Origin of the sequence: Halorubrum sp. C191 (assembly GCF_002727095.1) — an archaeon.
GTDB lineage: Archaea > Halobacteriota > Halobacteria > Halobacteriales > Haloferacaceae > Halorubrum > Halorubrum ezzemoulense.
Window position 1 is genome coordinate 1 of record NZ_NHNZ01000044.1, and the last position, 6,413, is coordinate 6,413.

Consider the following 6,413-nt stretch of genomic DNA (forward strand, 5'->3'; position numbering starts at 1 on the left):
GCGGGGTTCACCGGAGCTGAACCCCGCGGAAGAGTGTTGGAGACAACTTGATCAAGAACTTGGGAACCGCCTGTTTGACACACTCGACGATCTCCGTGAGGCTGCTCTCTCTGTACTCAACCGGGTCGAAATCCCAGATGTGTTTGCGTATTTATGTCCGTGAGTATCATCGCGCTCCGTCGGCGCGGCGCTCGACTCGTGCATCGACTCGGAGAGCCGCCTCGGCTCGACGAAGAACGGGTGGACGGTCGTGAGGTCCTCGACGAGCGGGACGGCCGTCTCGACCGACCGCTCCGCGCGCCGGAGGTCAGCCTCGATGAAATGACGTTATATTGATTATTTCTGGGTGTTTCGTCGAACACAGCGCGGGTAGCCGGGATAATCTGTTCGGTCGCTGCCGTGCTGAATGCCCGGATAAGTGCGCCACATGGGCTCGTTTCGACCCTCGATCACGGCCTCGACCGGCGCTCGGAGCGCCGAGGGCTCTCGTACATATCGAAATTATTTAAATATCGCATACTGGAATACATCCAAAAATGGCTCCCGACACTCAGATGAATCCCGTCGTTATCGTGGGGGCGGCGATCATCGTCGTAACAGGGGTGATGAGTGTGCTCGTGGACGTCGACTTTGGGATACTCGCACTCCAGGCCGCGGTTCCGATGCTCATCGGAGTCGGATTGGTGTCGTACGGGCGGCTCCGATCGGACGGGGTCGCCGCGACGAGTCAGCGGACGGTGTTGAAATGGACTGTCACCGGATTTCTCGCGTTCGTGATTCTCGGAGCCTGGTTCGGGGAGATGGCCTCCCGAGCGGACTCGTCGATCCTGCTCTCGATGACCGGATCGCTGAGCGTCGGCGCGGCGCTCGGCACGGTCATCGGCGTGTACGCGGCGCGGCTTCGTCGTACGAACGAGGAGCTCGCGGAGACGGTCTCCGAACTCGAACGGGCGAACGAGCGCCTGACGATGCGGAACGAGCAGCTGGATCAGTTCGTCGACGTCGCCAGTCACGACCTCCGAAACCCGGTGAACGTCGCGAAAGGGCGGATCGAACTCGCCCGCAGGGAGTCCGACAGCGAACACCTCGAAACGGCGGACGCCGCCCTCACTCGCATGGAGGCCCTGATCACCGACCTCGTTTCGTTGACGAAGGCGGGCGACCGGATCGACGAAGTCGCCCCCGCGAATCTCGAAGCGGTCAGCCGGTCGGCGTTGGGGAGCGTCGACACGGGCGACGCGTCGCTGCGCGTCGAGACAGAGATAGCCATTTCCGCCGACGAGAGCCGATTACGACAGATCTTGGAAAACCTGTTCCGCAACTCGGTCGAACACGGCGGCGAGGACGTGACCGTGCGGGTCGGAGCCATTCCGAACGGGTTCTACGTCGAAGACACCGGCGCGGGGATTCGAGACGACCTTCGCGACCGACTGTTCGAAGACGGAGTCACCACGGGCGAAGGGGGCGCGGGCCTCGGACTGACCATCGTCAAGCAGATCGCCACCGCTCACGGGTGGGAGATAGGCGTCGAGCAGAGCGCCGAGGGCGGCGCTCGCTTCGCGTTCACGGGCGTTGAGTTCCCAGACGGGTGAGGAGTGTCACACGCAGTCTGACTCCGGCCACCCCGCGGGCCGGAATCGAGTGTCGGTCCTGTGGCGCTCGATCCCTCGTCCGTTTGTCCGTGCGGTCCGCCAGGAGTCCCGTCGACGGGCAGAGCCGTCCGTTCAACGTTCGTATCAACCGTCTCGGCACGACTCTTCCCCCTCGGCTAGTTCTCCGAGCCGTCGGCCACCTCGATGGCGCCGATCTGGCGTTCTACCCCGTTCGTGATTCCGCCTTTCGAGACGGCGGCACAACGCGGGAACTCGTCAGTGGACGGTGAACCGTTATGAGAAGCGGGCCGGGCGCGATTGTGAACCACGAGAAGACGGTCGCTCGCTTCGCTCGCGCTGCGACTTCTCTACTTCAAATCGCTTCCGTCCGGTTCCCTCACCGCATCGCTGTCGCTCTGCGGTTCAGTGTACGGGCCGGGCGCGATTTGAACACGCGACCGACGGATTAAGAGTCCGTCGCTCTCCCTAACTGAGCTACCGGCCCTCACAAGTTCATACCCGGGTCACGGTAAAAGGCCTTTTCATTCGACCCCGTCGGCGCTCGGCGGACGCCGGTACAATCGCACGAAAGCGACGGTATCGCGTTCGGACCCGAACGCGTCTCTCGGGAGCGAAGCCGCCGGACTCGGCGACCTCGTGGCCGGGGGACGACGCCGAGAGCGCACTCGTTAAGTGTCGTGCCGCGGAAATCCCTCCAATGAGTAGTGGGGCATCCGGATCCGCGCGGACCCGGTACGCCATCCTCGGCTGTGGAAGCGTCGGTCACGCCGTCGCGGAGGAACTGACCGAGCGCGGGAAGGACGTCCTCATCCTCGACCGCGACGAGAGCCGCGTCGAGGCGCTCCGCGACCAGGACCTCAACGCGCGCGTCCAGGACATCGCCGAGCCGGACGTCGTCGACGAGCTCGCCGACCGCGACATCGTGTTGATCCTCGCCAGCGACGTGGAAGCGAACAAGGCCGCCGTCTCGGCGGTCAGAGAGACCGGCGGCGACCACTACCTCGTGGCCCGGGCCTCCGACCCCGTCAGCGAGGACGAGCTGCGCGAGCGCGGCGCGGACGTGGTGATCAACCCCTCGACGGTGATCGCCGACAGTGCCCTCCAGTCGCTGGAGACCGGCGAGCTGGAGTACATGGCCCGCCAGCTAGCGGAGATCATCGAAGACGGCGGCGACCGGATGGCCATCCTCACGCACGACAACCCCGAGCCGGACTCGATCGCGTCCGCGACCGCGCTCCAGGCGATCGCGGAGGCGTTCGGCGTCGACGCCGACATCATCTACTCCGGCGACGTGGGCCACCAAGAGAACCGGGCGTTCGTCAACCTCCTCGGGATCGACCTGCTCGCCCGCGGCGAGGCCTCGCCGCTCTCCGAGTACGAGACGATCGCGGCCGTCGACCTCGCGAAGGCCGCCGCCGAGGACCTCGATCTCGACGTGTCGGTCGACATCTACCTCGACCACTTGGAGGCCGAGGTGCCGTTCGACGCCCGTTTCGTCGACGTGCGGACCAACGTCTCTTCGACGTCGACGATCCTCACGAAGTACCTCCAAGAGTTCGACCAGTCCCCCTCGGAGGCGGTCGCGACCGCGCTCCTCTACGGGATCCGCGCTGAGACGCTTGACTTCAAGCGGGACACGACGCCCGCCGACCTGACCGCGGCGGCGTACCTCCACCCGTTCGCGAACCACGACACGCTCGAACAGGTGGAGTCGCCGTCGATGAGTCCGGAGACGCTGGACGTGCTCGCGGAGGCGATCCAGAACCGCGAGGTCCAGGGGAGCCACCTCTTCTCGACGGCCGGGTTCATCCGCGACCGCGAGGCGCTCGCGCAGGCCGCGCAACACCTCCTCAACCTAGAGGGGATCACGACGACGGCCGTGTTGGGCATCGCGGACGAGAAGATCTACCTCGCGGCGCGTTCGAAGGACATCCGGCTGAACATCGGCAACGTGCTCGACGAGGCGTTCTCGGAGATGGGCGACGCCGCCGGCCACTCCACGCAGGGGTCGCTCGAGATCCCGCTCGGGATCTTCACCGGCATCGAGGCGAGCGGCGACAAGCGCGACACGCTCCTCCACCTCACCGAGGAGGCGGTCCGGCGGAAGCTGTTCGACGCGCTCGGCGTCGAGGGCGGGAGCGGCGACTCCTCGAACGGGTCCTGAGCCGCTCCGACCGCCGCCGCTCGGCGCGGTCGTTTTCCGGCTCGGGGACGTACCTCCGACCACCGCGCCGCATGTACGTTCCCGAGGATCCGCCGGCGAACTGTCCCGCCTGCGGTGACCCGTACGACTCGGTCTCCCGACACACCGGCGGGTTCGTGGCGAACCTGCTCGACAACGAGCGCTACCAACGGGTCTGTTTCTACCCCGCGACCGACGGCAGCGAGCCCGCGTTCGACTGCTATCACCACACGCACGCGCAGGCCGGCGTCGACGACTGAGACGGCGGTCGCCCCGAAGCGGTCAGAACTCGTCGCCCTCGGTGATGGAGGTGTGCGAGCCGATCAGCGCGCCAGAGAGGTCGACTCCCTCTAGGGTGGCGCCCGTGTCGATCACGGAGTTGCGGACCTCGGAGTCGGTGATCGTCGCGTCCCCGAAGACGACGGCGCGGTCGAGCGTCGAGTCGGTCACCGTCGCGCCGCCCATCACGTGGACCACGTCGCCCAGGTCGCTCCCCTCGACGGTCGCGTCGTCGTCGACGAGCGTCCCGCCGTCGAGGACGTACTCGACCGCGTCGAGGTAGCTGTCGGCGGTACCGATGTCGAACCACGCGCCGTCGAAGGTGTACGCGTTGACCGCCCCGCGCTCTTGGAGCCACTGGAGGAACCAGCCGGGCTCGTCGGGGTTCTCGCCGTCTTCGAGGTAGGTGGTGAGCTTCGGGAGCGTCTCGGCGGGGAACGCGTAGCAGGCGATGGAGACGAGCGTCGACTCCGGGTCGTCGGGCTTTTCCTGGAAGTCGACCACCTCGTCGCCGTCCAGCTGGACGAGGCCGTACGACTTCGCGCGCTCGCGGTCGCCCACGTCGTAGGCCGCCAGCGTCGGCGTTCCCTTGTCCTCGAAGAAGTCGGCGAAGTCGCCCAGATCGAAGCTGATCATGTTGTCGCCGGCGACGACGATCAGATCGTCGTCGACCGACTCCCGCTCGACGAGCTGTTCGAGCGCTCCCACGACGCCGAACTTCTCGTCTTCCTCGACCGTCTCCTCGACCGAGAGCGTCGGCTTCTCGAAGGGGCTGTCGTCGAGGTACTCCGCGAAGGTGTCGGCGAAGCGCTCGTTCGTCGAGACGAACACCTCGTCGACCCGGTCGTCGGCCTCCAAGTCCTCGAATATCTCGTCGATGACGGTGTTTTCCCCAACCGGGAGGAACATTTTCGGCCGGTGTTCGGTGATCGGCCAGAGCCTGGTCGCGTAGCCACCCGCGAGTACGACGGCTTTCATACTCTCCCGCTCTCACTCCGGTGACATACCTCTTGTGCCCGTGTCGGCGTCGGACGCCGACCGGGCGGTTTTACTCGCCCGTGTCGAACGTTGGGTATGGAGACGACTCGCCAGCGGATCGCCGACGCCCTCCGCGAGGAGCCGCGGACCGCGAGCGACCTCGCGGCGACGCTGTCGCTGCCGACGCCGACGGTGTACGAACACCTCGAACACGTCTCGCGGTCCGTTACCGATGAGAGCGGATCCGAAGAAAGGGACGGCGGGGCCGACGAGGAGTTTCTCGTCGCGCCGCCGACCTGTCGCGAGTGCGGGTTCGACGGCTTCGACGATCCGGTCAACGAGCCGTCACGGTGCCCCGAGTGTAAGAGCGAACGGATCGAAGAGCCTGCGTTCGTGATCCGCTGAGCGGTCGCCCGACGACTCACCCCTCCGCGACGACCGCGTCGCAGCGAACGCCACCCGGGATCCGCCGCATGAAGAGGTCGATCCCGTACATCGCGTCGCCGGCGAGGCCGACATCGAACGGTAGTTCGGCGACGCAACACTCCTCGGCGGACTCGGACCGCGGGTCGCGGACGAGCACTCGGAAGCCGTCGGCCGTCGTTCGCGCGTCGACTGCGACCGCGTCGACCGCCTCGTCGAGCGCGGCTTGGAGGATGTTCCGGACGGCGAGGACGACGGTTCCGCGGTCGCGGTCGATGGACCCGTCCGGGTCCACCGTCACGGTCGCCGTCGCCGAGAGGCCGGCCTGTGACACCGCTTCGCCGACGGCGTCGGAGAGCTGTACGGGGCGGGTCGGATCGGGGGTAGTCGGCGACGAGTCGCCGGTGTCGAGCGCTCCGAGGACCTCGGCGAGGTGCGTGTTCGCGGTCGACAGGAGCGGCGCGTCCAGTTCCGACGGCGGGCGCGAGAGGATCCGGCTCGCGGCCTCGATGCGGCCGCGGACCGCCTGCGAGGCCGCCGCCTCGTCCGCGCCGGTCGGTTGGATGAGCCCGAGGATCGCGGGCTCGCCCCGGTAGGTGACGCGGCTCCCGACCACCGTCGCCTGAAACGTGGAGCCGTCCGCCGCCAGGAGGTCGATCGTGTATCTGACGCGGTCGTCGTCGCCGGACTCTCGCCGTCGGATCGCCCGGACCACTCGGTCCCGATCGTGCGGGGCGACGATCGACGACACCGGCTCGCCCACGAGTTCGTCGCGCCGCATCCCGAGCATCTCGGCGAGGCGGCGGTTCGCCAGCTCGAAGCTCCGGTCCTGTGACAGCCCCGCGCCGATCAGCCGCTGTTCGAACAGCTGCGAGTACCAGTCCTCGACGCGCTCGCGGTCCCGTCGTTCCCTGAGCCGCGTGACGCACGTTCGGATC

At 66.9% G+C, this 6,413-nt stretch carries 6 protein-coding genes, 1 tRNA gene and 1 pseudogene; 5 read left to right on the top strand and 3 right to left on the bottom strand.

Annotated elements, in window-relative coordinates:
- Both Z052_RS03445 and Z052_RS03450 read left to right on the top strand, forming a co-directional pair.
- Nucleotides 1-163 (top strand): annotated as a pseudogene (locus tag Z052_RS03445) (IS630 family transposase); the annotation flags it as partial.
- 373 nt (nt 164-536) lie between these two features.
- A complete protein-coding gene (locus Z052_RS03450) occupies nt 537-1,592 on the top strand; it encodes a sensor histidine kinase KdpD (protein ID WP_241897884.1) in 1,056 nt (351 codons plus the stop codon).
- A 431-nt stretch (nt 1,593-2,023) separates the two neighbouring features.
- Here Z052_RS03450 and Z052_RS03455 read toward each other — a convergent pair.
- Nucleotides 2,024-2,097: transfer RNA gene (locus tag Z052_RS03455), tRNA-Lys, on the bottom strand.
- Between the two features lie 213 nt (nt 2,098-2,310).
- Here Z052_RS03455 and Z052_RS03460 point away from each other — a divergent pair.
- On the top strand, nt 2,311-3,777 hold the full coding sequence (locus Z052_RS03460) for a DHH family phosphoesterase (RefSeq protein ID WP_086220460.1): 1,467 nt from the start codon (nt 2,311-2,313) through the stop codon (nt 3,775-3,777).
- 71 nt (nt 3,778-3,848) lie between these two features.
- Nucleotides 3,849-4,055 (top strand): hypothetical protein, encoded by a 207-nt coding sequence (locus tag Z052_RS03465; protein ID WP_094494639.1) that lies wholly within the window; start codon nt 3,849-3,851, stop codon nt 4,053-4,055.
- Between the two features lie 22 nt (nt 4,056-4,077).
- On the opposite strand, the gene Z052_RS03470 is transcribed toward Z052_RS03465, so the two are convergent.
- The gene (locus tag Z052_RS03470; protein ID WP_094519889.1) at nt 4,078-5,052 is read right to left on the bottom strand and encodes a sugar phosphate nucleotidyltransferase; all 975 of its coding nucleotides are present in this window, start codon (nt 5,050-5,052) and stop codon (nt 4,078-4,080) included.
- A 96-nt stretch (nt 5,053-5,148) separates the two neighbouring features.
- On the opposite strand from Z052_RS03470, the gene Z052_RS03475 reads away from it, so the two are divergent.
- A complete protein-coding gene (locus Z052_RS03475; RefSeq protein ID WP_049929682.1) occupies nt 5,149-5,457 on the top strand; it encodes a transcriptional regulator in 309 nt (102 codons plus the stop codon).
- Between the two features lie 16 nt (nt 5,458-5,473).
- Here Z052_RS03475 and Z052_RS03480 read toward each other — a convergent pair.
- The coding region (locus tag Z052_RS03480) for a PAS domain S-box protein (protein WP_158228666.1) at nt 5,474-6,413 on the bottom strand (940 nt) is incomplete at its 5' end.

Coding starts and splice junctions, on each gene's coding strand:
- Z052_RS03450 (WP_241897884.1), top strand. CDS start 537: ATGGCTCCCGACACTCAGATGAATCCCGTCGTTATCGTGGGGGCGGCG.
- Z052_RS03460 (WP_086220460.1), top strand. CDS start 2,311: ATGAGTAGTGGGGCATCCGGATCCGCGCGGACCCGGTACGCCATCCTC.
- Z052_RS03465 (WP_094494639.1), top strand. CDS start 3,849: ATGTACGTTCCCGAGGATCCGCCGGCGAACTGTCCCGCCTGCGGTGAC.
- Z052_RS03470 (WP_094519889.1), bottom strand. CDS start 5,052: ATGAAAGCCGTCGTACTCGCGGGTGGCTACGCGACCAGGCTCTGGCCG.
- Z052_RS03475 (WP_049929682.1), top strand. CDS start 5,149: ATGGAGACGACTCGCCAGCGGATCGCCGACGCCCTCCGCGAGGAGCCG.